Here is a 23,942-nt window from a genome sequence, read left to right as displayed (position 1 = left end):
CTACGTGAGCTCAGCGCCGCGCGCGGTGACGCATGCCCCGGAGGGCCCGCAGGGCGCCGCGCAGTTCGCTCAGGGCCGCGTCCGGCTCACCCGGGGCGTAGCGGGCGGTCTGATACGCCGTCACGGCGTCGCGCAGCGGCGCCGCGAGGTGGGGGTGCTCGGCAGACTGCCGCTGCGCGTACGTGCTGGGTGTCTCACCGGGGTGCGCCTCGCCCAGCAGCCGGGTCAGGTCCTGCCAGAGGCGCTGCGCGGGATCGGTGGGCCGCGCGGGGCGGCGCATCCAGGTGTATGCGGGCAGCAGGGTCAGCAGCAGCGCCGGCAGGACCAGCCACCAGAGGGTCTGCGCGCCGCCCTGCACGCCCAGGCGGGACAGCAGGGCGGTCTGCTGCTCGCCGTCGTACTCGACGATCAAGGTGTTCCAGCGGTTCTGCCAGGTGTCCAGTTTCAGGCGCAGGCGCTCCAGCTGGCCCGGGGGGCGCGCGGCGCTAGCGGTGGGCTGCGACAGGGCGGTGCTCAGGTCTGCGTTCACGCGGGCGGGGGCGATGGCAGCGGTGGGGTCCACCCGCACCCAGCCGCGGCCGGGCAGCCAGACTTCCGTCCAGGCGTGCGCGTCCCGTTGCCGCACGATCAGATAGTTGCCGTCCGGGTTCACCTCGCCGCCCAGGTAGCCGGTGACGACCCGGGCACTCAGGCCGGCGGCGCGCATCAGGACGGCGAAGGCACTGGCGTAGTGCTCGCAGAAGCCCTGGCGGCTGGCGAACAGGAACGCGTCAGTGCGGTTCTGCTGGGGCAGCAGGGGTGGGTTCAGGGTGTACGTGAAGTTGCCCTGCCGCAGGAACGCCAGGGCGGCCTGCACGCGCTCCTGGGGGGGCAGGGCCTGCCAGGGCCGCGCGAGGGCCAGCGTGCGGGGGTTCTGCCCACCGGGCAGGGCGGTGGTGAAGTTCAGGCGGTCCTGACTTTCCTGGCGGCCCAGCAGGGCCGGTTGACTGACGAGGGTCACGCGGCGGCGCGTGCTGACGGTACGGGGCGTGACGGCCTGGAAGGCGCTGGTGATGAACGCACCCTGCGGGACGCGCACCACGGCGTCCAGGCCCAGCAGCCACGGCGTGCCGCTGGGTTCCAGGGTAAGGTCGTACGTGACGGGGGCGCCCGTGGCCTCGATGCTGGGCATGGGTCCGGGCCCCCGGATCTGCCGCCAGGTCAGGCCGTCGAAGGCCTCAAGGACGGGGCCGCGCCAGTACCGCTCGGCGGGGGGCGGCAGCGCGCCCTGAAAGTCAGCGCGGAACGCCACGTCCGCGCTCTGCGCGAGGTTCGTGAAGGACCCGGCGCTGACCTCGTTGTTCAGGCCGGTCATGTTCTGACTCTGGACGGGCAGCTGCCAGAGTGGGGCGTCCGGGCGGGGGAACAGCACGAACAGCGCCACGGTCAGCGGCGCCGCCAGGGCCAGCAACCGCACGGTCGGGGTGAGGCGGGCGCTCAACTCGGCGCGCGTCAGGGGCGGTGCGGCGCCCAGGCGGGTTGAGGCGGCCGTCAGGAGCAGGGCGGCGCAGGCCACGGCGTACAGCGCGGTCACGGGCCCCTGGCTGAAGAAGAAGCCGGTGCTGGTCACGAACAGGCCCAGCAGGGTCAGGACCGCCTGGTCGCGCCGGGCGTGACTTTCCGCGGCTTTCAGCGCGGCCAGGAACGCCAGGAACGCCGTGCCCGCGTCACGGCCGAGCAGCGTGCCGTAGGTGGCGTTCAGCGCGGCGCCGCCCGCAACGGCCAGCAGGCCCAGCAGCCAGGTGGGGAGCGGCGTGATCCGTGCCGACCGGGCGCGTAGGACGGTGTGGGCCAGCAGCGCGGCGATCAGGCCGGTCAGCCACCAGGGCTGCCGCAGCGCGCCGGGGGCGAGCGTGACGGTCAGGGCCAGCAGCGTCCACAGCAGCGCCCGCCCGTCAAGGGGCGGCGCGGCCATGCGCGCGGGCGGGCGCGGCGCGGGCAGGGGCGGCTGGAGCGCCAGGGCGTTCAGCGCCGCCTGCCGCTGCAGGTCGCCAGTTCCGGTTGGGAGGGTCTCGGTGGGCAGGTGCAGCGCGTACGCCTGGTCCTGGCCGTGCAGTGCGTGCACCCAGGCGCTCAGCCGGGCGGCGCGGGCTTCCGGGTCGCCGGGTGCGTCGTGCCAGTCGAGCAGGCGCGCGCGGCCCTGCGCGGCGTCCGTCTCGCGGGTCAGGAGCTGCCCGGTGCGCGCCACGTGCCGCCACGACACCTGCCGGGGGGAGTCGCCGGGCTGGTAGGGCCGCAGGCCAGAGAAGTCCTCGTCGCCGGGTCCCCGGCCTGCCCCGTCGCCCTGGCCGGGCAGCGCCCGCTCGGGGGGTGGGGGCGCGCCCGGTTCCGGCGAGGGGTGAATCAGGACGGTCAGCGGGTCGGGCTGGGGCAGGGGCACCTGCCACAGGCCCAGGCGGTCCAGGGCCCGCAGGCTCACGTGCACGTCCAGGGGGCCGCGCGCGGTGGTGGGGAGCGTCAGGGTCAGGTCCGAGCCGCTGTCCAGGTGGACGCTGCCCGCGGCGCTCCCCTGCGTGGAGGTCAGGGTGGCGCGCACGACGCCCCGGCGTCCACCGCGGGCGCGCAGCGTGACCGGCAGTAGCTGGCCGGCCTGAACGGTTCCCCCGGCGTGCGCCGTGACGCTCAGGTCCCGCGCCGCGCGGAGCGCCTGAGCCGCCGCCAGCACCCACACTCCGGCCAGCAGGAACGTCAGCCCATAGCCGAGGCTCAGGGCGTAGTTCACGCAGCCGATCAGGGTCAGCGCGACGAGCAGCAGGAAGGCCACCCCGAAGCCGGTGGGGGCCGCGCGCAGCCGGTGACGCCACGCCATCAGGGAATGGGCGTGTCGCGCAGCACGCGCGTCAGGACCGCCGCGACGTCCGCGCCGGGGCGGGGGTTCAGGCGGTGCGCGGCCAGCGACGGGAAGACGGCCTGCACGTCCTCCGGCAGGGTCATGCTGCGCCCGTGCAGGTAAGCCCAGGCGCGCGCCGCGGCCAGTAGGGCCAGCAGACCGCGGGGGCTCAGGCCGCCCGTCAGGTCCGGGTGCTCGCGGGTGGCGCGGGCCAGCAGTTGCAGGTAATCCAGCAGGGGCGGCGCGGCGTGAACGGCGTCCACCTCCGCCTGCATGGCGATCAGGGTGCCGGCGTTCAGGACGGGCGGCAGGTCCCGCACGGCCAGGCTGCGCCCCCCGGTTTCCAGCAGTTGCCGCTCGGCGCGCGGGTCCGGGTAGCCCAGCGTGACGGTCATCAGGAAGCGGTCCAGCTGCGCTTCGGGCAGGGGGCTGGTGCCCACGAACGCCGCCGGGTTCTGCGTGGCAATCACGAAGAACGGCTCGGGCAGGGGGCGCGTCACGCCGCCCTCCGAGACCTGCCGCTCCTCCATCGCTTCCAGCAGGGCACCCTGCGTGCGGGGCGTGGCGCGGTTGATCTCATCCGCCAGCAGCAGTTCGCTGAAGACCGGGCCCTCCACGAAGCGGAAGGCGCTGCTGGTCGCGTCCCAGACGCTCACGCCGGTCAGGTCGGCCGGGAGGAGGTCGGCCGTGAACTGCACGCGCCGGAAGTGCAGGCCGCACGTGCGCGCCAGCGCCTGCGCCAGCGTGGTCTTCCCCACCCCGGGCTGGTCCTCGATGAGCAGGTGCCCGCGCGCCAGCAGACAGGCGACTGCCAGGCGAATCTGAGGGCCCTTGCCCAGGATCACCCCGTCCAGTTGCGTGAGGGCCGCATGCAGCGCGGCCACGTGACTGGCCTGCGCGGGCGGAAGGGTCGGAGCGGTCATGAGAGCGAGCCTACCCGAGCCCACCTGACAGAACTGCAACGCGCCGCGCCAGGTTCAGGTCGCGTGAACGCCGGCCCCCTCTGGGGGCGCCACCGGCGCGCTCCGCACGGCCAGCCGGGTGCCCAGCCACGCGCCCGCCACGTCGAACAGCCAGTCCTGCACGCCCGCCTCGCGCGGGGGCACGAACGCCTGGTGCACCTCGTCCAGCGCGCCGAACCACGCCGCGATCAGCAGCGCCGCGCTCCGCCGGCCGGTGGCGCGCGCCAGGCAGAACGCCAGCGCCAGGTAGGCCGTGAAATGCGCGGCCCAGTCCTTCGGGTGCTCCAGGGACGGCCCTGGCGTGTGCGGCTGCGCACTCAGCCACCAGATGACGCCCATGATGATCAGCGACGGCAGCCACCACAGGGGCCGCGCCCGCCGCGCGCGGGTCAAGCGGGTCCGCCGTGCGAATGCTCGACCAGTTCGATCAGGGTGCCCTCGCCCCACTTGGGGTGCAAGAAGGCCACGCGGGATCCGGCCCGGCCCGGCGCGGGCGCGTCACTCAGGAAGCGCGCCCCGTCCGCGCGCAGGCGTGTCATCTCGGCGTCCAGGTCCTCCACGCGGTACGCCGTGTGATGCAGGCCCGGACCGCGGCGCGCCAGGAAGACCGCGACCGGGCTGTCCTCCCGGGTCGGCATGAGCAGCTCGATTAGGGTCTCCCCGACCTGAAAGGCGCGGACGCGGACCCCCTGGCCGCCCACCTCCTCGTCGGGCCCTTCCGGGTGGAGGCCCAGCGCCACGTAGGGTGCGGAGCCCGCGTCCAGGTCGGCGGTCGCGATCGCCACATGATCGAGCAGTAATGCAGTCATGCCCGCAGGGTAAGGCAAAGCGCGCCCGCACCGCTCAGCGCCGGGCAGCGGACCCCTGCGCCGAACTGCTCAGGAGGCGTTCCACCCGGTCGGCCACCTGCGCGGCCGACAGCACCGCGGTGTCCAGCACCAGCGTCGCTGACGCCCGGAGCAGCGGCTCGACCCAGCCCACGTGCTCCGCGATGCGCGCCCGGTCTGGCGCGGAGCGGCCGTACGGGTTGTCGCGTGTCTGCACCCGCTCCAGCAGGACCGGCAGGGGCGCCGTCAGGAGCACCACTGCGCCCAGGCGCTGGTACAGCGCCCCCTGGTTGCTGCGGCACCCGGCCAGCACCAGCGGGGACTGCCCGGCCTCGTCGAGCAGTGTGTGCAGGCGGTCCAGACGCCACACCCAGTCCGGGCCGTCTGGCGCCTGCACCCACTCGTTCCATTCCTCGGCGTCGGTGTCCAGCACGCGGTAACCGCGCCGCGCCAGTTCCAGCAGGGCGGTGCTTTTCCCGGCGCCGGACATGCCGGTGAGCAGCACCGCTGTCATGGCCGGTCCTTACGCCTGCGGGCGCGCGCGGAGGTACCAGTGTGCCGTAGCGCGCATCACGTCCTTGTGCTCGCCGTCCTGGACGGTCACGGTGATGATCAGGCGCGCGCGGCCGTCCTGCGCGAATTCGGTGTGGGCGGCGGTGATCTGGGCCGGGTCGGCCGCTTCGGCCCGCGCGGTCAGGTCGCCCACGGCGCGGTTGACGTAGTGCGTTTCCAGCTTCTCGATCAGGGGCACGGCGCCGGCCAGCTGCGCCGCGAAGGCTCCGGCGAACGCCGCGCCACTGACGGCCTCGGCCAGCAGGAACTGCACGCCCGCGTGGATGGTGCCCAGGTGGTTGCGGAAGGGCGCCGTGTCCGGGGCCTCTCCGGTGGCCCAGCCGATCCCCACGTCGGTGATCTGCACGCCGACGGTGGCGTTCATGGGGATGCCGTGCAGCGCTTTTTTGACGGCGGCGACGGCGAAGGCGGGCAGGGGGGCAGGGTGGGTCATGGGTGGAACCTCCAGGTCAGGAACTCTGAATTTGAACTGAGTTCAAGTATAGGCCGCTCCGGGCGCTGGCGGGCTCACCCCGCCCGACCCGCGGCTCGGTCCCAGGAACGGACCGCTGAACTTTTGCCCGCTCCGTCTCCTCCTTTCTGCTCAATCTTTCTTCAGCTGGGGGGGGTATTCTGGGGGGCGTGAAGCTGTCCTCGTTCATTGACCATACCCTCCTGAAGCCCACCGCCACCCGCGCGGACATCATGAAACTGTGCGCCGAGGCGCGTGACCACTCGTTCTACGCCGTGTGCCTGAACCCGGTGTTCATCGCGCTGGCCAAGGCCGAACTGGCAGGATCGGACGTGAAGGTGGCCACAGTGTGCGGCTTCCCACTGGGCGCGGTGAGCAGTGAGCAGAAGGCGGTAGAGGCGCGCCTGAGCGTGGAGGCCGGCGCGGACGAGGTGGACATGGTCATCCACATCGGCGCAGCTCTGGACAACGACTGGGACGCCGTCGAGGCCGACGTGCGCGCCGTGCGACGCGCGGTTCCCGACGCCGTGCTGAAGGTGATCATCGAGACCTGCTTCCTGAACGACGAGCAGAAACGCGGGGCGACCGCCGCCGTCGTGCGGGCCGGCGCGGACTTCGTGAAGACCAGCACGGGCTTCGGCACGGGCGGCGCAACGCTGGACGACGTGCGCCTGATGGCCGATGTCATCGCGGGGCTGGGCGCGCAGGAGCGCGTGCAGATCAAGGCGGCGGGCGGGGTGCGCACCCCGGATGACGCGCGGGCCATGATCGAGGCCGGCGCGACGCGCCTGGGCACCTCGGGTGGCGTGGCGCTGGTGGCAGGCGAACGGACCGGCGAGGGGTACTGACCGTGACCCAGCCTGGAACTGGCGCGGCTGACGCGCCGGTGGTCCTCGCCTCGGGCAGTCCGCGCCGGCGGGAACTGCTGTCGGGGCTGGGCGTGCCGTTCACCGTGCAGGTCAGCGGGGAACCCGAGGACAGCCGGGAGGCTGATCCAGAGCGACTGGCGGCCGAACTGGCGCTCCTGAAGGGCCGCGCGGTGGCGCGGGAAGCCGCGGGAGCCGTGGTGATCGCGGCCGACACGGTCGTCGCGGTGGGCGCAGACCTGCTCGCCAAACCGGAATCCGCCGCCGAGAACGAGGTGTTCCTGCGCCGCCTGTCGGGCCGCACCCATGACGTGTTCACCGGCGTGGCCGTCCTGTCCGGCGGGTCCGAGGCGGTGGAGGTGGCCCGTACGGCCGTGACCTTCCGCACCCTCCTGCCCGAGGAGATCGCGTTCTACGCCGCGTCCGGCGAGGGTCTGGACAAGGCGGGCGGCTACGGCATCCAGGGCCTGGGCATGGCCCTCGTGGAGCGCCTGGACGGCGAGTACTCGAACGTGGTGGGCTTTCCGCTGAGTGTCGTGACGCGGCTGCTGCGGGCGGCCGGGGTGCCCGTGTGGGGCACGCTGGGGGCGCCGGGCGCGTGAAGGGCTGGCGGTTGATTCTGGCGGTGTTCGCGGGCCTGCTGCTGCTCAGCATGGTCCTGACCCGCTTTCAGGTGGTGGCGCCCGTGGCCCTGCGCGCGGGCGTGGCGCCCGTGACGCGCCTGTCGGTCGTAGCCGCCGACAACGTGCGCCGCGCGTACGTGACGCTCCTGCAAGACCGCGACCAGGCGGCGCACGTGAAGTCGCTGCAAAAGGAGAATGACCTGCTCAAGCAGCGCAACGAACTCCTGGCGCGCGAGGTGGGCCGCCTGAAGCAGGTGCTGGTGATCACGACCACCCAGGCACCGAACGCCCTGGCGATCGCGCAGGTGATTGGTGTGGACCCCAGTCCCGTGCAGGCCCGGCTGGAACTGAACCGGGGCGAGCGGGACGGCGTGCGCGTGCACATGCCCGTCACCGTCCCGGCCGGTCTGGTGGGGCAGGTCGTGGACGTGGCCGCGGGGCAGTCGACCGTGCTGGCCCTGGTGGACCCGGAGAGCGCCGTGGGCGTGACCCTTCAGGGCAACCGCGGTGGACGCGGCGTGGCGCACGGCTCCCCGCCGGACCGGCTGCGGGCGGAATTCTCGCGGGGCGTGCCGATCAAGGTGGGCGACCTGCTCGTAACGAACAGTCAGGGGGGGGTCTTCCCGGTAGGCATCCCGGTGGGCCGCGTCGAGGAGGTGCTGCCGATGGGACCGAATGACATCAGCCGCACGGTGATCGTCAAGCCTGCCGTGGACGTGGGCGTCGTCGAGGACGTCACGATCCTGGAGGGCCTGTGAGGGGCACCGTCGCGCGGCGCGGCTCGGTGCGCTGGCTGCGCCTGGCGGCGTACCTGCTGCTGCTGTTGGCGGTTCAGGGCCTGCTGGCGCGCCTGGCGGATGCGGCGGGCGTGCCCGCGCCGGACCTGTTCCTGCTGACCGCGGTGGGCCTCGCGGCCCGGCTCTCACCGGTGGGGGCGCTGCTCGCGGCGTACAGCCTGGGGTTCGCGCAGGACGTGCTGGGGGGCGGCATGCTGGGCCTGCACGCGGCGGGACTGGCGGGCGGCGCCCTGCTGGTCGTGTGGGCGCGGCGGTACCTGTCGGATGCGGGGCTGTTGCAGGCGCTGCTGGGTGTGCTGCTGGGCGTGCTGGGGCAGTGGCTGGTGTTCCTGTTCCTGACGTACTGGCTGCGTGCGCCGCTGGTCACGCCGGAAACGCTGCGCGTGACGCCCCCGCTGGTGTTCGTGGGTTCGTTCCTGCTGGCGCCCCTGTGGGAGCGCGTGGTGACGTGGACGTTCGGGCCGCGCGTGACGGTCGAGGAGCAGCTCTCGTGAGCCGCGCCGATCGCCTGTGGGAACGCCGGGAGCGGGGACCGGGCCGCGTGTGGGGCGGCGTGGGCTACAAGAAGGCGCGCGGGGCCGTGCGGGTGTACCAGATTGCTCTGGGCTTCAGCGTGGCGCTGGCTCTGCTGGGCGCGCGGCTGTACTACCTGCAGGTCGCCCTGCACGACCAGTTTGCGGTGCGCTCCGCCAGCAACTACCAGCGCGATGAGGTCCTGCGCGCCCTGCGCGGCGAGATCCGCACGCGCGACGGCGTGCTCCTCGCCACCAACCGCCTCGCGGTGGACCTCGTGTACACCGGCCGCCTGCGCCGATCGGACCGGGAGACGCCCATTCCCGGCTGGGACAAGATCGTCTACCTCGCCGGGATCAAGGGCGACGTCCTCGTGAACGGTCAGCCCCGCGAACCCGATTACGAGCGGGAACCCTCCACGGTCCTGGCGCGCAATATTCCGCAGGAACGGCTGGCCGCGCTGTACGAGTACACCGTGCTCGTACCCAGCCTGGAACTGCGCGAACGGGTGGAGCGCATCTACCCGCAGGGCAAGATGGCCGCGCACCTCCTGGGCTACGTGCAGGAAGCCACGGACACGCAGATCACAGAAGACGGGTACACGCAGGGGGACCTGGTGGGCCGTTCTGGCCTGGAGTACAGCCTTCAGCAGACGCTGGAGGGCAAGAACGGCCTGCGCCGGCGTGAAGTCACCGCAGCCGGGAAACCGCAGACGGAACGGGTGATCGACCCGGGCGTCAAGGGGAAAGACGTCACGCTGTCCATTGACTCGCTGCTTCAGCGCACGGCCGAGCGGGCCCTGGTCGAAGGGCTGGCGGACGTGAACAGGGGCCGCGCGAAGTACGGCGCGCCGGCCGAGCCGTACACGCGGGGCGCGGTGATCGCGATTGACCCACGCACGAATGAGGTGCTGGCCCTGGCGAGCAGCCCCACGTACGACCCGAACTGGTTCTCGCGCGTGCCCAGCCCGGACCCGAAGGCGAAGAACTGGGCCATTGATCCCAAGCGCCCGCTGGCGGAACTGGACGCCGTCACGAGCAACCGCGTCGTGCAGAACTTCGATTCGGGCAGCGTGTTCAAGCCGACCTCCACGCTGGCGTTCATCGAGCGCTGGGGCAACCGGTCGTTCAACTGCCTGCCGTACGTGATGTTCGGCGGCCCCCGCTACAACTGGCACCGGTCCGGCAGCCTGGGCACCGTGGACGGGCGGCTGGCCATTGCGTACTCGTGCAACACCTGGTACTACCAGGCGGCCATCGCGGCGGACCCCATCACGTACGCGAACTACCTGGGCCGCCGCTCGGTGGAACTGGGCTTCGGGCGTGAGACGGGCCTGGAACTCGTGGGGGAAAAGACCGGCCTGATTCCCAGTCCGGAGCGCATGCAGGCCGCGTACGACGAACTGAATGAACGGCGCCGGAAGCTGGGGCTGGCGCCGCGCACGTACACGTACTACCCGGGGCAGTCCCTGTCCTTCTCGATCGGGCAGGACTCCTTGCAGGTCACGCCCGCGCAGGTGATCTCGGTGCTGTCGACCATCGTGAATGACGGCGAGCGCCGCAAGCTGACACTGCTCAAGGCAGTGGGCGGGGCACCCGTGAAACGCGACGCGCCCGAGCAGGTCCCGGGCAAGAAAGCGGACTTTGAGCTGATCAAGCAGGGCATGGCGATCACCACGGCGGGCACCACCCCCTGGGGGACAGCGCAGCACATCCTGGGCCCGAACTACTTCCCGGTCCGGACCGGCGGGAAGACCGGCACGGCCGAGAACGGCATGAGTTTCTCGAAGAAGAACTACACGTACACGAACGCGTGGTACGAGGGTTACGGGCCGATCGGGGAAGGCAAGACGCCGAACTTCATGGTCGTCACGTTCTTCCAGAATGGCGGGGAGGGTTCAGGGCCGGGTCTGAACGCCGCCGCGAAGATGTTCGGCGCGCGCTGGTGCGTGGAACTCGACGAGCGCCACCACGCCAAGCCGGACCAGACGCCCTGCACCGGGGAACTGGAGCAGATGCATCAGGTGTACCAGGCCCGCGCGGACCGGGTGAAGGCCAGCGCCGCAAAAGCCGCGAAGAAGCCCTGACCGCGGCAGCCCAGCGCCTGGGGCGGCAGCCGAACCATCTTCCGGTTGCCGCCCCAGGTTCAGTTCAGCGTGTCTTGACGGCCGTCCGCTTCGCCTCGGCGCGCACCATGCGGACGAACTGAGCGAGGCGGGGCGCGCGGTTCCAGCGTTTGCGGTCCAGGCCCACGCGCCAGAGCCACTCGACGCCCAGGCGGCGCGTCCAGGCGGGCGCGAGGTCCGCGGTTCCGGCCAGCACGTCGATCACGCCGCCGCAGCCGAGCAGGACGGGCGTGTTCATCACCTGCCGCCAGTACTGGTTGAAGGTCTCCTGCCGCCCAGCGCCCATGCAGGTGAGGAGCAGGTCCGCGCCGCTGTCACGCACGAGTTCCGCCACGCGCTGATCTTCAGGCAGGTCGAAGTACCCGTGGTGGACGCCCGCGACCTGAATGCCGTAGTCCCGCGCGGCGTTCTGCGCGGCGACCTCGGCCACGCCGGGTTTGGCGCCCAGGAAGAACACGCGCAGGTCCGCCCCGTGCCGCTGCATGAGGCCGCGGACAATGTCGAACCCGGGCGCGCGGGGCACCTCGGTCTGCGTGAGCTGCCGCGCGGCCCACACGATGCCGACGCCGTCCGCGGTGACGAGGTCCGCGACCTGCATGGCGTTCACGAAGTCGGGCTGGGTGCGGGACTGCACGATGAACTCGGGGTTCAGGGTGACGACGGTGTGCGGCGCGCGCGGCTGCCGGTAGATCCAGTCGCCCAGGCGGTCCAGGGTCTGATCAAGCGTCACGACGTCCAGCGGGAGGTCGAACAGCGTGAGGCGCTGGCGTGAAGAGGAGGTGGTCATGCTGGCGTGAATTGTAGTGCACCCCGTCCGGGTGGGCGTCCCCTGCGCGGCGCGTGCGACCAGCGCCTGGGGGCGCGTGAACGTCGCCTCTCGCGCGTCGGGGCGGCTTAGGGCATACTGCGGGGCATGTTACCCGGTGCTTTCGGTGCCCTGCCTGCGGACGTGCAGGCGCAGGTGACGGCCTCGGGACGCGTGGGACGCTGGGGTCGCGGCGAGCTCCTGTTTCACCCGGAGGACCTCGCCGAGACGCTGTTCGTGTTGCTGCGCGGCTCGGTCCGCCTGTACCGCCTGGGTGCGGGCGCGCGCGAGGTGACCCTGGACGTGCACGGCGCGGGCGCGCTGCTGGGCGCGGCGGCCCTCCTGCCGGGCGAACGCTGCGGCATGTACGCCGAGGCGATGGACGAGACCGAGGCCCTGCTGCTGGGCCGCGACGCCCTGACCCGCCTGACCCAGTTGCAGCCCGCGGTGGCGGTCGCGCTGACCGAGCAGATCACCCGGCAGACGCGGGGCGTGCAGGAGCGCCTGTCGGGTCTGGTGTTCCTCGAGGTGTCGCAGCGGCTGGCGCTGGCCCTACTGAACCTCGCCGAGCGGGAGGGCCCGTGGCCGGACGGGGGGACGCTGGCCCTGCGGGACCGCGTGTCGCATCAGGATCTGGCGCACGTGGTGGGCAGCACGCGCGAGACCATCACGAAGCTGCTGGGGGATTTCCGCTCGCGGGGGCTGCTGGACCTGGGGTACCGGCGGATCATCCTGACGGACCGGGGCGGTCTGGAGCGCGCCACGCAGGAACCGCTGCGCTGACCGGCTCATCTCAGGGCGGCCCTCTGCTTTAGGTTCTGGTGTAGTGTGACAGCCGTTGCAGTATCCGCGCGGGTTCTCAGCGAGAACGGGAGAGCACGCCGGGCACTGAACCGGCATCGGGCCTGACCGCCAGGAGCGGCGGACACCGGGAAGGAAGAGCAATGGCGCGAAATGCAGGAGCGGAATACAGGACAGGCGGGCTGCTGGATTACGTGCGGCTGCCCGCCGGGGCGCTGGACCGGGCGCTGGGCGAGGCCCGGCCCGACGTGGACCGCGCGGCCCTCGCGGACGCCCTGCGCACCTACCACCGCGACCTGGGCACCCTGAGTCCAGCGGTCGAGACGCTCCTGACGCGGCTGGAGCACCCGGCGTCCCGCGTGGTGGTCACCGGCCAGCAGGCCGGCGCCCTGACTGGCCCCGCCTACTCTGTGCACAAGGCCGCCGACGCGGTGCTCCTGGCCCGGCAGCTGCACACCGAGGACACGCCGGTCGTGGCGGTGTACTGGGTGGCCAGCCAGGATCACGACGCGGCCGAGGTGGCCAGCACCACCCTGCTGGACGCCAGTGAGCGCCTGCACCGCCTGACCCTGGACGTTCCCGAGGGCGTCCCGGTGGGCCGGGTGCCCTGGCAGGCCGCGTGGACGGAGCAGGTGCACGCGCTGCTGGACGCCTTCGACGCGCCCGCCGAGTACGTGGCGGCTGTGCGCGCCCGCGTGGACCGGGCGGTGCAGGGGGGCGGCAGTTACGCGGACGTGTTCGCCCGCCTCATTCATGACCTGCTGGGCGGCGCGGGGCTGCTGGTGCTCGACCCGATGCACCCGGCCCTGGCGCGCCTGATGGCCCCGACCCTGGCGCGGGAACTTCGCCGTCCCCTGGCGTCCTCCCAGGTGATCGAGGCGGCCGCTGAGCAGCTGATCGCCGACGGGTTTGAACCGCAGCTGCGCCGCCCCGTGGGTGCCACCAACCTCTTCCTGGAGGAGGACGACGGGCAGCGGCGCCTGCTGCGCGTGGATGGACCTGACCTGACCACCGGCTCGCGGCGGTACCGGCCGGATGCCCTGCTGGCCCTGCTGGAGGCCGACCCGACCCGAATTACGCCCGCTGCGGGCCTGCGCCCCGCTGTGCAGGACGCGCTGCTGCCCACCGTGGCGTTCGTGGTGGGGCCAGGCGAGATCGCGTACGGCGCGCAGCTGCGCGAGGTGTACCCCCTGCACGGCCTGAGGCAGCCGCTGCTGTGGCCGCGCCTGAGCGTCACGTGGCTGGAACCGAACGTCACGCGGCTCCTGCGCCGCCTGAAGGCAACCGCGCCCGAGGTGCAGGCCGACCCGGAAGGCGTGCTGGGCCGCGCCCTGGCCGCGGAACGCCACGCGAGCGCCGTGACCACCGAACGTCTGGACGCGCTGACGGCCAGCCTGGACGAGATCACCCTGGAGATCGCCGCCCTGGACCCCACGCTGGTCGGCGCCGCGGCGCGCACGCGGGCCCGCACGACCGCCCGCGTCGCGCGCCTTCAGGGCCTCGCGATCCGCGCGCTGGCACGCGCGGAGGACGACCGCCGCGGTCAGCTGCACCGCCTGAAAGTTCACCTGCTGCCCAACGGCGTGCCGCAGGAGCGCGAGATGAACTTCCTGACGTTCCTCCTCAAGCACGGCGACGAGCCGCTGCGTCAGCTGCTGAGTCTGCCCGCCGGCTGGCAGGGTGGACTCGACATTCCCTGAGGCTAGGTTGGAAGGGGCAGAGGGGCCACGGGAACTGATCCCCGCGGCCCCTCTGCCCTGCGGCTTCAGTCCTGGTCTTTGCCCAGTTCAGTACCGCGGCGGGTGGCCTGCACGACCGCCTCGATCAGGCCGCCGCGTACCCCGGCGGCCTCCAGGGCCGCCAGTCCGGCGATGGTGGTGCCGCCGGGACTGGCGACCTCGTCCTTGAGGAGGGCGGGGTGCGCGCGGCGCTGCACGAGCTCGCCGGTGGCGATCAGGAGTTTCGCGGCGAGTTCATTCGCCAGGGGACGCGGCAGACCCATGCGGACGCCGCCGTCCGCGAGCGCCTCGGCGACCACGGCCACGTAGGCGGGACCGCTGGCGCTCATGCCCGTGAAGGCGTTGAACAGGTGCTCGGGCAGGTCGTAGGCGTCGCCCACCGCGCCAAACAGGCCGTGCGCGAACGCGAGGTCCCCGGCGTCGGCCGCCTCGCGCGGGCCGGTGATGGCCGTCTGGCTGTGGCCGATGGTGGCGGCCAGGTTCGGCATGACCCGCACGACGCGCTTGGTGCCCAGGCGGCGGGTCAGCGCCGCGACCGACACGCCTGCCATGGTGCTGATGTACCCGGCGCTGGGCTGCGCGAGCCACTCGGCCGCTTCGGGGAACACGCGGGGTTGCAGGCTGATCAGGATGCGCTCGGCGCGGCCCAGGTCCGCCTGCGTGATGACGCGCGTGCCGGTGCGCTGCGCGAGGTCCTGCGCGCGGGCGGCGTTCGCGTCGAGCAGGCCGATCTCGCTGGGCGGCAGGACGCCCCGGGCGGTGACGCCCTCCAGCAGGGCCAGTCCGAGTTTGCCGACGCCGACGATCGCGAGCTTCATGCGCGCCAGTATAGGTGCGGCCCCCGCGGCGCTCGCCACAGGCGTGCAGACGTGCCGGGCGCGCGGCCCTCCGTTGCGTGAACGGGCCAACACCGCGCCCGCCCACGCTACTTCAGGCCGCCGGACGGGACGGTTCATTGCTCCGCTCGGCGCTGATGCGTCCTGGCCTCTGCCCCAGGACGCTTCAGCACACCGCGGTACACTGGCGGGATGCTGGTGTATCACCTTCCGGGAACGTTCGAGACGCGCGAGGCTCACCTCGACCTGCTGTGGGAGGCCGGCGCGACCGGCCTGGAGGAACGCGCCGGGCTGATCCGCGCGTACTTCGACGAGGAGACCGAGCTGCCTGAGGCGATCCGGGACGGCGAGTGGCGCCAGGAGGCCGATCAGGACTGGCTGGCGGAGTTCAAGGCGAACCTGCGGCCGGTGCAGGCGGGCCGCGTGACGATCGTGCCGCCGTGGCTGCGCGCCGAGATTCCTGCCGGGCAGGTGGGGCTGGTCATCGAGCCGGGCATGGCCTTCGGGACCGGGCACCACGCGACGACCCGCATGGCCGTGGAGGCGCTGTCGGACCTGAACCTGGACGGGCAGACCATCCTGGATGTGGGCACCGGGAGCGGCGTGCTGGCCATCGCGGGCGCACTGCTGGGCGCCGGGTACGCGCTGGGTGTGGATATCGACCCGATCACCATTCCGATTGCGGAGGAGAACGCGCGGGACAACGCAGTGCCGGAGGGCCGCACGGCGTTCATGGTGGGCACACTGGGCGACGACCTACCCGGCGATGTGGTGGCGGACGGCGTGTTCGACGTGCTCGTGGCGAACCTGTACGCGGAACTGCACGACCTGCTGGTCGGGGTGTACGTGGGGCACCTGCGTCCCGGCGGGCCGCTGATCCTGACCGGGATTCTGACCGGGAAGCTGCCGCTGGTGCAGGATGCGCTGGACCGCGAGGGCTTCACAGACGTGCAGGTCAGCACGGATGGCGAGTGGGCGCTCGTGACGGCCCGCGCGGGCGAATGACGGGCCGCCTGCCCCGGCACCGCCTGCGGGTGGAGGCGCTGACGGACACCATGACCCTCGGGCCGGGTGAGGCGCGTCACCTGCACGTCCTGCGCCTGACGGCGGGTGACGTGGTGCGCGTGTTCGACGGGCGCGGCGCGGAAGCCCTGGCCGAGATTGCGGAGCTGAGCGAGGTCCGCGCGATGCTGACGCTGGGCGAGGCGGTCGAGGGCGCCGCAGAGACACCCCAGCCGCTGACGGTGGCCGTGGCGCTGCTCAAGGCGGACAAGTTGTCGGACGTCGTGCGCGCCGCCACGGAACTGGGCGCCGCGCAGATCCAGCTGCTGGTCACGGCCCGCGCGGATGTACGCGAGATCGGCGATCAGAAGCTCGTGCGCCTGAACCGCGTGGCGCAGGAGGCCGCCAAGCAGTCCCGCCGCGCGGTGGTGCCGCCCGTGCTGGCGCCGGTGCCTCTGGCGCGCTTCCAGCCTGCGGACCTGACGCTCGTGGCGCAGCCCGGCTCCAGCGTGCGCGTGTCAGACGTGGTCACCTGGGAGGCGCCGGTCACGATCATCACCGGTCCCGAGGGTGGCCTGACCGACGCCGAGGTGCAGACGCTCGTGCAGGGCGGCGCGCACGCCGTGACGCTCGGGCCGCGCATTCTGCGCGCGGAGACGGCGCCCGTGGCGCTGCTGGGCGCCATCGCAGCCCTGGGCCTCTGAGCCTGCCCGTCTCCCCTACGCGCTGAGGGCCGCGGCGGTCGGCACGAGCTGCCGCCACGAGTGCACGCTGCCGATCTGCACGGTCACGAAGCGTTCCAGTGCGCGCCACAGGGCGGGACGCTGATCGGCGGGCAGGGGCGCGTCCATGCTGGCGCGCACGGTGCGGCGCGCAGCGTTCCGCAGGAAGTCCAGGCTGGCGTCCGGGTAGGCGGGCAGCGCGGCGCACCCGCCGCACAGCAGCTGCCCGCCCAGCGGGTCGGGGTGGGTGGGGTGGTCCTGCGCGCAGCGGGCGCAGCGGGCCGTCTGCGAAATGAAGCCCGCCAGGGCCAGCAGCTTGTAACTCATGACGAGCGCCACCCATTCCGGGTCGGGCTGGTGGGCCACGCCGCGCAGCGCGCCCGCGAACAGCTCGAAGGCCTGCTCGCTGAATTCACCCTCCTGGTACAGCGCGTCAGCGAACTCGGCGAGCAGGTGCGCAAACGCGTACCGCTCGGGCTGCGCGAGGGTGGGCAGTGCGCCCTCCAGCACGGCCTGCTGCACGCTGGCCAGGTCGTTCTGCGGTCCCTGGTATACCTGAATGCCAACGTGATGAAAGAGGTTCAGGCGGCTCGACAGTGGTCCGCGCACGCCGCCGCGCGCCACGGCCTTCAGTTTGCCCTGGGGCGTCAGGAGCGTGACGATGATGTCCCCGGCGGGCGTCACGCGCCGCCGGATGACGATGCCACTGCGGTTGGCGGTTCTCGACCTCACTGCCGTCAGGATAGCGCCGCGTGCCGGGTGGGGCTGTGCCTCTTTCCACCATCGGCGGGCGCCGCGGCCCCTACACTGCGGGGGATGAATGATCCGCACCGCAAGACCCGCGAGCAGGCGCACAGCGTGCAGGATCTGCTGCGGGAACTGTTCCCGGAAACGCACCGTGAGCTGTTCGGCGAGCGGACCTCGGACGCGCCCCCCACGCTGGGCCTGTATCCGGTCGCGGACGGGCGACTGGCGCTGGTGCACGGGGATCAGCTGGCCGAGTTCACGCCGATTGAACCCAAGGGCCGCAACGCGCTGCACTGCGACCTGTGCCATTACACCCGCAGCCGCTCGGAGGCGGCGCTGTACCGCGTGGTGGTCGCGGCGCGCCGCACGCGGTACGTGACGCTGTGCACGCCGACCGGGCCGTGCCAGGGCCGCGCGGGCGAGCGGGGCCTGATGGCGCTGGCCGACCGGATCTTCCCGATTGAACCGATCGGCCCCGACGAACGCTGAGACCACGCCCGGTTCAAGCCGGGTGCGGTCTGGCGCCAGTGCGGCGCACGTCCCCTGAACTGAGGCAGAGGGGACGTGTGCAGCGTCGCCTCCTGGCTCAGGGTAGCGTGAGGGTGCTCAGTAGCGCGTAGTGATCGCTGATCTTGGGGGTGTCCTGGCGCACGCGCTCGGCGGCATGCTTCAGGCCGGGCGAGTAGAAGTAGTAGTCGATGGTGCGGTCGGGTTTCCCCACGGCGGGGTCGTTCGGGTAGTGCGTGATGAAGGCGGGGTTGCCGCTGGCGATCTGCGCGGGGCTGGGGAACGACGCGTACTTCGCGGTCAGGGTGGCGAGTTCGGTGTTGGGGTTGAAGTAGGCCTTCTCGCGGTCGCGCAGGCGGTCGTACGCGGCGCGCGTGCCGAGCAGGTTGAAGTCCCCACCGATCACCCACGGGGCGGCCGTGCGGCCCAGCAGGTCACGGATGAAATTCACCTGGTTCTGCATGGTCGCGCAGCCCTGCGCGAAGGCGTCCATGTGCGTGTTGAAGGCACTCAGGGGCTGTCCACCCTGGACGGGGAGGGTGACGCCCAGCACGGCCCGCTTGAAGTTGAAGGCCACGGTGACCGGGTCACCGCAGATGCGCGGCAGCTGGTAGCGGGTGGCGCTGTCCATGCGGTAGCGGCTGAGCGTCACGAGACTCAGGCCGACGCGGCCCATGATCTTCGGGTGCGGCACGAACGTCGCGCGGTGGTAGTAGGTGGCGGCCGAGCAGGGGTACGCGCCGTCCAGCCTGGCCTGGATCAGGGCCAGCTGGTCAGCGTAGTCGGTGCGTCTGCTGTCGCGGTCGACCTCCTGAAGCAGCACCACGTCCGGCTGTTCCTGGCGGATGGCCTGGGTGACCTCGGCCAGCGTGCGGGCGATGCTCGCGGGGCTGGGGCGGGTGTCGGGGCCGTCGCCGGCGAGGGTATCGTAGAAGAACACGTAGCCGCGTCCGGCGAGGTACTGCACGTTCCAGCTCATGACGCGCACGGCCTGCCCGGCCTTCAGGGTGGGGGCGCTGGCGGGGCAGGTCAGTTCGGCCGCCTGCACGGGCCTGGGGTGGTCGGTCAGGGCGTACACGGCGCCCGCCAGCACGGCGATCAGCAGGGTCAGGCCAGCCAGGAGGCGCAGCAGCCACCGCGTCAGGATTCGGTTCATGGTGCGAGCAGCATACGGCAGCCTTTTGAACCCGGTACAGGGTTGGGGTCCGGGCGTCCCGTGGAACGCGGCGGGGCGCGCGAGCGTACCGGAATGCGATGCCCCCTGCCGCGCCGGTCCTGAGTGTTCCGCCCTTCACGCTGGAGGTCGCGGGCCGCCCACTGGCGCGCGTGCCTGGGGTGCAGCTTCAGCCGGGCGAGGTGCTGCACCTGTGCGGGCCGAACGGAGCGGGCAAGACGACCCTGCTGCGCGTCCTGGCCGGGGAACGCCCCGACCTGGGCTGTGAGGTGCGGGTGCTGGGCTGCGCGCCGGGCTCGCGGGGCGCGCGGAAGGGCACGGCGTGGGTGCCGACCGACGCGGCCCTGCCGGACGACCTGACGGTCGCGGAGGGCCTGACGTTCCTGGCGGCGCTGTGGTCGCGCCCGGTCACGCCGCTGCTGGCCCTGGCGGACGCGCTGGGCCTGACCGGGTGGCTGGACGCCTGGCCCACCAAGCTGTCGCGCGGCACGCGGCAGAAGGTCGCGCTGAGTGGCGCGCTGGGGCTGGGCTGCGCCCTGACGCTGCTGGATGAACCGTTCGGCACGCTGGACGCGGCTTCGCGCGCGGCGCTGCGGACCGCCATTCGCGCGCGGGCCCAGGCGGGGGGCGCGCTGGTCGTCACCACGCACGGGGAGGAACTGGCGGGCCTGCCGGTGCAGACGCTGAAGCTGGAGCCCGCGTGAGCCCGGCCGACCGCGCGTGGCTGGGCTGGTGGTGGCGCGCCACGCGGCGCGACCTGGCGTGGCAGTGGGGCGCGTGGCGGCGCGGCGGCGTGCCGCTGATGGCGGCTTTCCTGCTCGTCTGTGCGGGCGTGGCGCTGGTCAGTGTGTGGCCGCAGTTGCCGGCCGCTCCGGCGCCGGGGCCGCTGCTGGTCGCTGCGGCCTGCGCGTGGCTGCTGAGCGGCCTGCCCGGACCGCGCCCCGGCCTGCATCCGCGCGGCGTGGAGTGGTCGGCGCTGCGCGCGCCGGTCCGCCCGGCGTGGGCTCTGGCGCCAGCCCTGGCCCGCGCGGTCCTGCCGGGCGGGCTGGCCGGACTGGTCCTGGGCGGCGTGCTGGTCGTGTGTGGTGGGGCGCTGTGGCCGGTGGCGCTCAGCCTGCCGTGGCTGGGCGCCGGGCGGGGCGCGCTGCACGCGGCTCGGCACGCCCGGCGTCTGGAGGAGTCCCGTGGGGTGACGGTCACGGCGTTAACGGCCCTGCCGCTGCTAGGGCTGCTGCACCCCGCGCTGCTGCTGCCCGCTGCTGCGCTGGCCACGCTGGGCGCCGCGCTGATCTGGGCGCGAACGCTGGCGCGTGACCTCCCACCGCGCCTGTCTGCGCAACTGGAGGTGGAGGCCGTGCGGGCCGGTGCGCGCCGCTGGGGCCTGCCCGTCCCGGACGTGGACGCGGATGGGCGTCAGCCGCCGCGCCGCTGGCCGCTGACACTGCGCCTCGCGTCGCCAGTCCACGCGCTGTGGTGGCGGGGCGCGCTGCACCTCACGCGCAGGCCCGCGCGGCTCGGGTGGGGCCTGCTGGGGGCCGGTCTGGCGGGGGTGGGCGTGGCGCTGGGGCAGCCGGTGCTCGCAGCGCTGCTGCTGGTCCCGGCTCTGGGCCTCCGGGCACCGGCGGCCCAGCCTCATGCGCCTGCGCTGGGCTGGGGGGCGCGCGTGGCGGGGCACCTGCCGGCGGCCCTGGCGTTGGGGGGCGCGGCGCTGCTGGGGGCTCTGCTGGCGGGGGGCGGCGCGGCCCTGCTCCTGACGGCGGCCGTCACACCGTGGGCGGCGCTGGGCGTGCGGGCCACGCTGGGTGAGGGGGCGGCAGGCACGGCGGTAGCGGGTCAGCTGCCGGTTGCGGCGGCCCTCGCGCCGGGGGTGGTGGCGGCCCTGTGCGGCGGGTTCGGAGTGGCGGGTCTCGCGCCGCTGGCCCTGCTGACGCTGGGCTGGGTGACGCTGGGCGCCTGAGTCTCCCGGGTGGATGAAGCGCGCGCGACCTTGACCGGCCGCGTGGGCCGCTAGAGTGCCGGTCATGCTGGCTGTGCTGATCGTGCTGGGAACTGTGGCGCTGGTGGTCTGGCAGCCGCGTGGGCTGGGGGCGGCGCGCGCCGCGACGCTGGGGGCGGTGGTGGCCCTCGTGGCGGGTGTGGTGCACCTGTCGGACCTGCCGACCCTGTGGGGCGCCACGTGGAATGCCACGTTGACCCTGGTGGGCCTGATCGTGCTGAGTCTGCTGCTGGACGCGGCGGGGCTCTTCCGCTGGGCGGCGCTGCACGTGGCCCGCTGGGGGGGCGGCAGTGGCCGCCGGCTGCTGGCGCTGCTGGTGGGGTTGTGCGCGGTGGTGGCGGCGCTGTTCGCGAATGACGGTGGGGTCCTGATTCTCACGCCGATCGTGCTGGAGCTGGCGCTGGCACTGGGCGTGAGCCGCGCGGCGACACTGACGCTGGCGCTGGCGGTGGGCTTCGTGGTGGACGCCGCGAGTCTGCCGCTGACGATCAGCAACCTGACGAACATCATCGCGGCGGACGCCTTCGGCTTGGGTTTCGGCGGGTACGCGGGCGTGATGCTGCCCGTGAACTTAGTGGTGGTGGCCGCCTGCCTGGGCACCCTGCTGCTGTTCTACGGCCGGACGCTGCCCCGCCGGTATGACGTGGGCGCCCTGCCGTCGCCGCAGGGCGCGGTGCGGTCGTGGGGTGTGTTCCGCGCGGGGTGGCTGGTCACGCCGCTGCTGCTGGCCGGGGCGTTCCTGGCCGAGGGGGCGGGCGTGCCGCTCAGCGCGGTGGTGGGGGCGTGCGCGCTGCTGGTGTGGGCGGTCGCGGCGCGCAGCGCGCACGTGGGCACGCGGGCGGTGCTGCGCGCCGCGCCGTGGAACGTGGTGGCCTTCAGTCTGGCGATGTACACCGTGGTGTACGGCCTGCGCGGGGCGGGCTTGACCGGCGCTTACGGGGCGTGGCTGGCGGGCTGGGCGGCACACGGGACGGGCGCGGCGGTGTTCGCGTCGGGCCTCAGCGTGGCGGGGCTCAGTGCGGGGCTGAACAACCTGCCGGCGCTGCTGACGGCCATCCTGGGGATTCAGGGGAGCGGCGTGAGTGGCGCGGCGCGGGAGGCGCTGGTGTTCGGGGCGGTGGTGGGCGCAGATATCGGGCCGAAGCTCACGCCGATCGGGAGTCTGGCGACCCTGTTGTGGCTGCACGTGCTGCGCGGGCGTGGGCTGGAGGTCGGCTGGGGCGAGTACCTGCGCGCCGGGCTGCGCCTAACCCCGCCGGTGCTGCTGGCGGGCCTGCTCGCCCTGTGGGCCCGCCTGCACCTCGGCTAGGGGCGAAGGGGCGGCCTGTGAGGCTGGAACGCTGTTTCTCAGCAGCTGGCTCGCTGACCCTTCCCTACGCACATAAAGAGAACTTCATTCTTTTCATGTATTGAAGACCTGCCCCCAGTCAAACGCGCAGATTCCTGCGCTCACACGCACCCAGTTGGCCCGCCTGCCGGCCCAGATTCTTCCCTCATCAGAGTGCCGGAATTTTCACACCAATTCTGGTGGAGCGGGATATGGTGGGCGGATCGTGAGTCTGGTGTTTGACTGGTCGGCGCTTCGGGCGCTCACGGACGGGCCGGGCACCGGCGGCGTCCTGCGGGCCTCGCCCATGGATTTCCGCGTGGAGGAACAACCCGCCTACGCCCCAAGTGGCGAGGGGGACTTCCTGTTCGTGCAGCTGGAAAAGACGGGGCATACCACCGCGCACATGCTGCGGGAACTGGCCGCTCAGCTGGGCGTGCGGGACCGGGACATCGGCGTGGCCGGCCTGAAGGACCGGCATGCCGTGACCACCCAGTGGATCAGCCTGCCCGGCAAGTTCGAGGAGCGCCTCCCAGCCTTCCAGATGGACGGCGTGCGCGTGCTGGACACCGCGCGGCACGGCAACAAGCTGGCCATGGGGCACCTGGGCGGCAACCGCTTTCAGGTGCGGGTGCGGGGCGCGGCCGGGCAGGCGGACGCGGCGGCCGGGACGCTCGCAGAGCTCGCGGCGCGCGGCGTGCCCAATTACTTCGGGCCGCAGCGGTTCGGTCTGGGCGGCCTGAACGCCGAGGAGGGCCTGCGCGTCGTGCGCGGCGAGTCCCGCGTGCGTGACCCCCGCGTGCGCCGCTTCCTGACAAGTGCACTTCAGAGCGTCGTGTTCAACGGGTTCGTGAGCCGCCGCCTGGAGCGGGGCGTGTTTGACCGGCTGCTGGCGGGGGACATGGCCAAGAAGCACGATACGGGCGGGGTGTTCAGCGTGCAGGACGCCGACGCGGAGACGCCGCGGGCGCTGCGGGGCGAAGTGAGCGCCACGGGCACCCTGTTCGGCCGGAAGGTCAAACCGCTGACCCTGGACGCCGGTGATCTGGAGCGGGAGGTGCTGGCCGAGCTGGGCCTGACGCCCGAGGTGTTCGGCAGCCGCAAGGGCGACCGCCGCCTCACGCGCGTGTACCCGCAGGACGCGGCCGTGACGCCCGAGGAGGACGGCTTCACGCTGTCGTTCACGCTGCCCAAGGGCAGTTTCGCCACCAGCGTCCTGCGGGAGGTCATGAAGACCAGCGTGGACGCCGCCAGCCCCGACCTGGGCGGCGACGGGGACGACCCGCTAGACCAGGAAGGAGGAACTGCTTGAAACTCCGGAACTTGCTGTGCTCGGCGCTGCTGGCGGCCGCACCTCTGGCGCAGGCCAGCACGCCGCCCCCGCTGACTCTGAAGTTGATGCATGAGGGCGTGATGCTGATCGGCACGCTGAAGCTCGCGCGGAATGACCAGCTGCTGGGCGTGTGGAGCAGCGTGGGCCGCGCCCGGCTGCTGCGCTGCGAGCCGCGCTGCAAGGTGGTGCAGGACCTGCCCGTGCCGGGCACGCTGTCATTCGGCCCTGACGCCCGCACGCGGATGGTGCTGGGCGGTACGTTCAAGGTGGGTCAGCGGGTGGGCCTGGTGTTCCGGCTGAAGAACGCGCAGATCCTGAACGTGCAGGCCGTCGTCACGCGCTGAAGG

25 protein-coding genes are annotated in these 23,942 nt (G+C 72.6%); 15 read left to right on the top strand and 10 right to left on the bottom strand.

Features of this window, described 5'->3' with window-relative positions; translation table 11 throughout:
* Nucleotides 1-10 precede the first annotated feature (10 nt).
* From IEY63_RS00535 to IEY63_RS00510, 6 genes are read right to left on the bottom strand one after another with little or no spacing between them, the layout of a single operon-like run.
* A complete protein-coding gene (locus tag IEY63_RS00535; RefSeq protein WP_189067030.1) occupies nt 11-2,848 on the bottom strand; it encodes a transglutaminaseTgpA domain-containing protein in 2,838 nt (945 codons plus the stop codon).
* Entirely contained in the window at nt 2,848-3,792 is a 945-nt protein-coding gene (locus IEY63_RS00530) for an AAA family ATPase (protein WP_189067029.1), read from the bottom strand. Before IEY63_RS00530 ends, IEY63_RS00535 begins: the two co-directional genes overlap by 1 nt.
* A 54-nt stretch (nt 3,793-3,846) precedes the next feature.
* Nucleotides 3,847-4,170 carry a VanZ family protein gene (locus tag IEY63_RS00525; RefSeq protein ID WP_189067987.1) on the bottom strand — a complete coding sequence of 108 codons (324 nt, stop codon included), beginning with the start codon at nt 4,168-4,170 and terminating at the stop codon, nt 3,847-3,849.
* Between the two features lie 50 nt (nt 4,171-4,220).
* Nucleotides 4,221-4,640: a methylmalonyl-CoA epimerase gene (mce, locus tag IEY63_RS00520; RefSeq protein WP_189067028.1), complete on the bottom strand. Its 420-nt coding sequence runs from the start codon at nt 4,638-4,640 to the stop codon at nt 4,221-4,223.
* Nucleotides 4,641-4,674: 34 nt separating this feature from the next.
* Entirely contained in the window at nt 4,675-5,172 is a 498-nt protein-coding gene (locus IEY63_RS00515) for an ATP-binding protein (RefSeq protein ID WP_189067027.1), read from the bottom strand.
* Between the two features lie 9 nt (nt 5,173-5,181).
* Nucleotides 5,182-5,664 carry a DUF4442 domain-containing protein gene (locus IEY63_RS00510; RefSeq protein ID WP_189067026.1) on the bottom strand — a complete coding sequence of 161 codons (483 nt, stop codon included), beginning with the start codon at nt 5,662-5,664 and terminating at the stop codon, nt 5,182-5,184.
* A gap of 188 nt (nt 5,665-5,852) precedes the next feature.
* Between IEY63_RS00510 and deoC the strand changes: the two genes are divergently transcribed.
* The 5 genes from deoC to IEY63_RS00485 are packed head-to-tail and all read left to right on the top strand — an operon-like array spanning nt 5,853 to nt 10,567.
* Nucleotides 5,853-6,530 carry a deoxyribose-phosphate aldolase gene (deoC, locus tag IEY63_RS00505; RefSeq protein ID WP_189067025.1) on the top strand — a complete coding sequence of 226 codons (678 nt, stop codon included), beginning with the start codon at nt 5,853-5,855 and terminating at the stop codon, nt 6,528-6,530.
* Between the two features lie 2 nt (nt 6,531-6,532).
* A complete protein-coding gene (locus tag IEY63_RS00500; RefSeq protein ID WP_373290867.1) occupies nt 6,533-7,150 on the top strand; it encodes a Maf family nucleotide pyrophosphatase in 618 nt (205 codons plus the stop codon).
* On the top strand, nt 7,120-7,929 hold the full coding sequence (locus IEY63_RS00495; protein WP_229784394.1) for a rod shape-determining protein MreC: 810 nt from the start codon (nt 7,120-7,122) through the stop codon (nt 7,927-7,929). Before IEY63_RS00500 ends, IEY63_RS00495 begins: the two co-directional genes overlap by 31 nt.
* Nucleotides 7,926-8,462 carry a rod shape-determining protein MreD gene (mreD, locus tag IEY63_RS00490; RefSeq protein WP_229784393.1) on the top strand — a complete coding sequence of 179 codons (537 nt, stop codon included), beginning with the start codon at nt 7,926-7,928 and terminating at the stop codon, nt 8,460-8,462. The genes IEY63_RS00495 and mreD overlap by 4 nt, the downstream gene beginning before the upstream one ends.
* The gene (locus IEY63_RS00485; RefSeq protein WP_189067024.1) at nt 8,459-10,567 is read left to right on the top strand and encodes a penicillin-binding transpeptidase domain-containing protein; all 2,109 of its coding nucleotides are present in this window, start codon (nt 8,459-8,461) and stop codon (nt 10,565-10,567) included. The genes mreD and IEY63_RS00485 overlap by 4 nt, the downstream gene beginning before the upstream one ends.
* Before the next feature lie 64 nt (nt 10,568-10,631).
* Here the strand turns inward: IEY63_RS00485 and IEY63_RS00480 are convergent, their stop codons facing one another.
* Nucleotides 10,632-11,393: a WecB/TagA/CpsF family glycosyltransferase gene (locus IEY63_RS00480; protein WP_189067023.1), complete on the bottom strand. Its 762-nt coding sequence runs from the start codon at nt 11,391-11,393 to the stop codon at nt 10,632-10,634.
* Nucleotides 11,394-11,519: 126 nt separating this feature from the next.
* Between IEY63_RS00480 and IEY63_RS00475 the strand changes: the two genes are divergently transcribed.
* Both IEY63_RS00475 and bshC read left to right on the top strand, forming a co-directional pair.
* Nucleotides 11,520-12,194, top strand: coding sequence for a Crp/Fnr family transcriptional regulator (locus IEY63_RS00475; RefSeq protein WP_189067022.1), 675 nt, complete (start codon nt 11,520-11,522; stop codon nt 12,192-12,194).
* A gap of 161 nt (nt 12,195-12,355) precedes the next feature.
* Nucleotides 12,356-13,912 carry a bacillithiol biosynthesis cysteine-adding enzyme BshC gene (gene bshC / locus IEY63_RS00470; protein WP_189067021.1) on the top strand — a complete coding sequence of 519 codons (1,557 nt, stop codon included), beginning with the start codon at nt 12,356-12,358 and terminating at the stop codon, nt 13,910-13,912.
* A gap of 65 nt (nt 13,913-13,977) precedes the next feature.
* Here bshC and proC read toward each other — a convergent pair whose 3' ends face one another.
* Nucleotides 13,978-14,769 carry a pyrroline-5-carboxylate reductase gene (gene proC / locus IEY63_RS00465; RefSeq protein WP_189067020.1) on the bottom strand — a complete coding sequence of 264 codons (792 nt, stop codon included), beginning with the start codon at nt 14,767-14,769 and terminating at the stop codon, nt 13,978-13,980.
* A 210-nt stretch (nt 14,770-14,979) separates the two neighbouring features.
* On the opposite strand from proC, the gene IEY63_RS00460 reads away from it, so the two are divergent.
* Both IEY63_RS00460 and IEY63_RS00455 read left to right on the top strand, forming a co-directional pair.
* Entirely contained in the window at nt 14,980-15,792 is an 813-nt protein-coding gene (locus tag IEY63_RS00460) for a 50S ribosomal protein L11 methyltransferase (RefSeq protein ID WP_189067019.1), read from the top strand.
* Nucleotides 15,789-16,493 carry a 16S rRNA (uracil(1498)-N(3))-methyltransferase gene (locus tag IEY63_RS00455; RefSeq protein ID WP_189067018.1) on the top strand — a complete coding sequence of 235 codons (705 nt, stop codon included), beginning with the start codon at nt 15,789-15,791 and terminating at the stop codon, nt 16,491-16,493. The genes IEY63_RS00460 and IEY63_RS00455 overlap by 4 nt, the downstream gene beginning before the upstream one ends.
* Nucleotides 16,494-16,508: 15 nt before the next feature.
* On the opposite strand, the gene recO is transcribed toward IEY63_RS00455, so the two are convergent.
* Nucleotides 16,509-17,243: a DNA repair protein RecO gene (recO, locus tag IEY63_RS00450; protein WP_189067017.1), complete on the bottom strand. Its 735-nt coding sequence runs from the start codon at nt 17,241-17,243 to the stop codon at nt 16,509-16,511.
* A gap of 84 nt (nt 17,244-17,327) precedes the next feature.
* On the opposite strand from recO, the gene IEY63_RS00445 reads away from it, so the two are divergent.
* A complete protein-coding gene (locus IEY63_RS00445) occupies nt 17,328-17,747 on the top strand; it encodes a hypothetical protein (RefSeq protein WP_189067016.1) in 420 nt (139 codons plus the stop codon).
* 97 nt (nt 17,748-17,844) lie between these two features.
* Here the strand turns inward: IEY63_RS00445 and IEY63_RS00440 are convergent, their stop codons facing one another.
* Nucleotides 17,845-18,921: an endonuclease/exonuclease/phosphatase family protein gene (locus IEY63_RS00440; protein ID WP_189067015.1), complete on the bottom strand. Its 1,077-nt coding sequence runs from the start codon at nt 18,919-18,921 to the stop codon at nt 17,845-17,847.
* 98 nt (nt 18,922-19,019) lie between these two features.
* On the opposite strand from IEY63_RS00440, the gene IEY63_RS00435 reads away from it, so the two are divergent.
* The 5 genes from IEY63_RS00435 to IEY63_RS00415 all read left to right on the top strand — a co-directional run bounded on the left by IEY63_RS00435 (nt 19,020) and on the right by IEY63_RS00415 (nt 23,939).
* Nucleotides 19,020-19,643 (top strand): ABC transporter ATP-binding protein, encoded by a 624-nt coding sequence (locus IEY63_RS00435; protein ID WP_189067014.1) that lies wholly within the window; start codon nt 19,020-19,022, stop codon nt 19,641-19,643.
* Complete coding sequence (locus tag IEY63_RS00430) at nt 19,640-20,896, top strand: hypothetical protein (RefSeq protein WP_189067013.1); 1,257 nt, start codon at nt 19,640-19,642, stop codon at nt 20,894-20,896. The genes IEY63_RS00435 and IEY63_RS00430 overlap by 4 nt, the downstream gene beginning before the upstream one ends.
* Before the next feature lie 64 nt (nt 20,897-20,960).
* Nucleotides 20,961-22,244: an arsenical efflux pump membrane protein ArsB gene (gene arsB / locus IEY63_RS00425; protein WP_189067012.1), complete on the top strand. Its 1,284-nt coding sequence runs from the start codon at nt 20,961-20,963 to the stop codon at nt 22,242-22,244.
* 244 nt (nt 22,245-22,488) lie between these two features.
* Nucleotides 22,489-23,574, top strand: coding sequence for a tRNA pseudouridine(13) synthase TruD (truD, locus tag IEY63_RS00420; RefSeq protein ID WP_189067011.1), 1,086 nt, complete (start codon nt 22,489-22,491; stop codon nt 23,572-23,574).
* Entirely contained in the window at nt 23,571-23,939 is a 369-nt protein-coding gene (locus tag IEY63_RS00415; RefSeq protein ID WP_189067010.1) for a hypothetical protein, read from the top strand. Before truD ends, IEY63_RS00415 begins: the two co-directional genes overlap by 4 nt.
* Nucleotides 23,940-23,942: the final 3 nt, after the last annotated feature.

This window comes from Deinococcus radiotolerans, assembly GCF_014647435.1.
GTDB classification, from domain to species: domain Bacteria; phylum Deinococcota; class Deinococci; order Deinococcales; family Deinococcaceae; genus Deinococcus; species Deinococcus radiotolerans.
This window is presented reverse-complemented; position numbering and strand designations above follow the sequence as displayed.

What these genes read in the sequence shown, in the direction of transcription:
- IEY63_RS00535 (WP_189067030.1), bottom strand. Translation starts at nt 2,848, where the DNA reads ATGGCGTGGCGTCACCGGCTGCGCGCGGCCCCCACCGGCTTCGGGGTG.
- IEY63_RS00530 (WP_189067029.1), bottom strand. Translation starts at nt 3,792, where the DNA reads ATGACCGCTCCGACCCTTCCGCCCGCGCAGGCCAGTCACGTGGCCGCG.
- IEY63_RS00525 (WP_189067987.1), bottom strand. Translation starts at nt 4,170, where the DNA reads ATGGGCGTCATCTGGTGGCTGAGTGCGCAGCCGCACACGCCAGGGCCG.
- mce (WP_189067028.1), bottom strand. Translation starts at nt 4,640, where the DNA reads ATGACTGCATTACTGCTCGATCATGTGGCGATCGCGACCGCCGACCTG.
- IEY63_RS00515 (WP_189067027.1), bottom strand. Translation starts at nt 5,172, where the DNA reads ATGACAGCGGTGCTGCTCACCGGCATGTCCGGCGCCGGGAAAAGCACC.
- IEY63_RS00510 (WP_189067026.1), bottom strand. Translation starts at nt 5,664, where the DNA reads ATGACCCACCCTGCCCCCCTGCCCGCCTTCGCCGTCGCCGCCGTCAAA.
- IEY63_RS00480 (WP_189067023.1), bottom strand. Translation starts at nt 11,393, where the DNA reads ATGACCACCTCCTCTTCACGCCAGCGCCTCACGCTGTTCGACCTCCCG.
- IEY63_RS00475 (WP_189067022.1), top strand. Translation starts at nt 11,520, where the DNA reads ATGTTACCCGGTGCTTTCGGTGCCCTGCCTGCGGACGTGCAGGCGCAG.
- bshC (WP_189067021.1), top strand. Translation starts at nt 12,356, where the DNA reads ATGGCGCGAAATGCAGGAGCGGAATACAGGACAGGCGGGCTGCTGGAT.
- proC (WP_189067020.1), bottom strand. Translation starts at nt 14,769, where the DNA reads ATGAAGCTCGCGATCGTCGGCGTCGGCAAACTCGGACTGGCCCTGCTG.
- IEY63_RS00460 (WP_189067019.1), top strand. Translation starts at nt 14,980, where the DNA reads ATGCTGGTGTATCACCTTCCGGGAACGTTCGAGACGCGCGAGGCTCAC.
- IEY63_RS00455 (WP_189067018.1), top strand. Translation starts at nt 15,789, where the DNA reads ATGACGGGCCGCCTGCCCCGGCACCGCCTGCGGGTGGAGGCGCTGACG.
- IEY63_RS00445 (WP_189067016.1), top strand. Translation starts at nt 17,328, where the DNA reads ATGAATGATCCGCACCGCAAGACCCGCGAGCAGGCGCACAGCGTGCAG.
- IEY63_RS00440 (WP_189067015.1), bottom strand. Translation starts at nt 18,921, where the DNA reads ATGAACCGAATCCTGACGCGGTGGCTGCTGCGCCTCCTGGCTGGCCTG.
- IEY63_RS00435 (WP_189067014.1), top strand. Translation starts at nt 19,020, where the DNA reads ATGCCCCCTGCCGCGCCGGTCCTGAGTGTTCCGCCCTTCACGCTGGAG.
- arsB (WP_189067012.1), top strand. Translation starts at nt 20,961, where the DNA reads ATGCTGGCTGTGCTGATCGTGCTGGGAACTGTGGCGCTGGTGGTCTGG.